This is a genomic window from Mycetocola reblochoni REB411, assembly GCF_900163835.1.
Lineage (GTDB): Bacteria > Actinomycetota > Actinomycetes > Actinomycetales > Microbacteriaceae > Mycetocola_B > Mycetocola_B reblochoni.
Genome location: NZ_FUKR01000026.1, coordinates 1 through 2,451, shown reverse-complemented (window position 1 = coordinate 2,451; position 2,451 = coordinate 1). Strand labels below are relative to the sequence as shown.

The 2,451-nt window shown below is 59.9% G+C and carries 3 protein-coding genes; all 3 read right to left on the bottom strand.

The window, feature by feature from the left end:
* Positions 1-323: 323 nt before the first annotated feature.
* A complete protein-coding gene (locus tag FM119_RS04685) occupies positions 324-905 on the bottom strand; it encodes an NADPH-dependent FMN reductase (protein WP_087136529.1) in 582 nt (193 codons plus the stop codon).
* Positions 906-1,202: 297 nt separating this feature from the next.
* On the bottom strand, positions 1,203-2,228 hold the full coding sequence (nrdF, locus tag FM119_RS04675; protein ID WP_087136528.1) for a class 1b ribonucleoside-diphosphate reductase subunit beta: 1,026 nt from the start codon (positions 2,226-2,228) through the stop codon (positions 1,203-1,205).
* Between the two features lie 32 nt (positions 2,229-2,260).
* The coding region (locus FM119_RS04670) for a hypothetical protein (RefSeq protein ID WP_179205202.1) at positions 2,261-2,451 on the bottom strand (191 nt) is incomplete at its 5' end.

Sequence of the window (2,451 nt, the reverse complement as noted above, 5' to 3'; positions counted from 1 at the left end):
AGGCTGCCCTCTCAGGCAAGCCAGATCAGATGTCACCTAAACGTGCAGCAGTCCCTCGCCGACATTGACGTGGCGGCTACCGAACTCGCTAAACAACCTTGCGCTTCCGGCGCGGATCGCGATCAACTTCACACAATCGAAAGCGACAGGCGGAATTGGTGTGTGATCGCTACGCGTGCGGACAAGGATGGGGGTGAAGTTCCGCGGATTCCCTCGCGATTCCGCGGAACCTGTGGCTGCTTGCATTCATCAGTGCCCAAGGCATCGGCTTAGGGACGGCCCCATTCGAGCCATGATCGATGCCCTGCATCGGGATTCGATAATCACCCGTTGCCTCTTGCTTCGAGCTGTCTGTCGATGATGCCGACGAAGCGATCTACGTAGTCTTGGAGGAACTGCGCAGTGTCTTCATTGAGCCGATCCTCTTCATCGAAAAGGGTGGGTGATTGCGCGAGAAATACCTCTGGTTGGCCCGGCGTCGGCATGTCGAAGTATGACAAGGCGAGGCGAAGGTTCTTCTGTGAGCTGTAGCCGCCCATGCGGCCCACCGAGTGGCTAATGATGCCGGCTGGTAGGTTCTTCCATGCGACATCTCCATTGGGTTTGGAACCGATGTCGATGGCGTTCTTGAGGCATGCGGGAATGGTGCGATTGTTCTCTGGTGTGACGAACAGGATGCCATCGGAAGCCTTGATTGCCTCTCGAAATGCCGTGTACTCCTCTGGGACTCGCACGTCGGCAACTTCGGGGTCGTCGTAATCGAAGTCGTACAGAGGGAGGTCACGGATCTCAAGGATGCTTGCTTTGTAACCTTCGGGGAAGTAGTCGATGGCGTTGTGGGCGATCTTGCGCGCGTAAGAGCCCCGGCGTAGGCTCCCGATGATTACGTTGATGTTCTTTGTCACTGGCGGTGTTCTCTTTCTTCGAAGTGATATCAGTGCTCGATGGGCGGGAGAAAAGGTCGGGCCCCAAACGCCGGCGGTGGGCCGGCACGGTGCGACGCGGCGATGAACTGATCAAGCTTGTGTGGACTCTCCGCGCGGAGAAACATGCCAAGCATCGAAAGGAGCCCACCGATAACGGCATCTCGGTTCGAACTGGTCCCGAGTAACCGCAGCGCAGCGGGCTGGTTGCCTTCTCGTACAGCCTGAAACAAGGCGATAGTTTCGAGCCATGCCCCTTCGTCGGGACGGGGCAAAGGCTCAGAAGTCCCAGTCATCGTCACGGGTATCTACTGCTTTGCCGATGATGTAGCTGGACCCAGATCCAGAGAAGAAGTCATGGTTCTCGTCCGCGCCGGGTGCGAGAGCCGCGAGGATCTCCGGGTTGACTTCGGTCTCTTCTGGCGTGAAGCGGGCAGGGTAGCCGAGGTTCATGAGTGCTTTGTTCGCGTTGTAGCGGACGAACACGGCGACGTCGTCCATGAGTCCGAGCGGCTCGTAGAGCTCACCGGAGTAGGCCAGTTCGAGTTCGTAGAGCTCTTCGAGGAGCGCATAGGTGAACTCGCGCATGTGCTCTTGTTCGGCGAGGGTGTGGGTTTCGAGGCCGCGCTGGTATTTGTATCCGGAGTAGTAGCCGTGCACGGCCTTGTCGCGGAGGATGAGCCGGATCATGTCGGCAGTGTTAGTGAGCGTGGCGTGCACGGAGAAGTGCAGCGGCAGGTAGAATCCCGCGTACAGCAGCAGCGAGGACAGCAGCGTCGAGGAGACCTTCCGCTTGAGCGGATCATCCCCGTAGTAGTGCGCGAGCACCCTCTTACACCGCTCCTGAAGAAGGTCGTTCGCGACGGCCCACCGGTAGGCGTCGTCGATTTCGGGGGTCGAGGTGAGCGTGGAAAACACAGACGAGTAGGAGCGGGCGTGCACGGACTGCATGAACGCGATATTTGTGTACACGGCCTCCTCATGTTCGGTGCGGGCATCCTGGATCTGGCAGATCTCGCCGACTGTGGCCTGCACGGTGTCAAGCATGGTGAGCCCGGTGAACACGCGCATGGTCAGCGTGCGTTCCTCCTGGGTGAGTTTCTGCCAGGCGGAGAGATCGTTGGAGAGCGGCACCTTCTCCGGCAGCCAGAAGTTCGCAGTGAGGCGGTTCCAAACTTCGAGGTCTTTGTCGTCTCCGACGCGGTTCCAGTTGATGGGCCGCAGGCGGGCTGCCGGGTCGTGCCGATAGCCCGGCGGAGTGACGGAGATCTCGGTGATCGGGCGGGTGATATCGGTGAGGGTCATGGGTGCTCCTTCGGGAAGATCGGATTCTGGGGTTACAGCGCGCAAGAGACGCAGCCTTCAATCTCGGTGCCTTCGAGCGCGGGCTGGCGCAGGCGGATGTAATAAAGGGTCTTGATCCCGGCACGCCAGGCATGGATCTGGGCTCTGTTGATGTCGCGCGTGGTCGCCGTGTCGCGGAAGAACAGCGTCAGGGAGAGGCCTTGGTCGACGTGGCGGGTGGCGG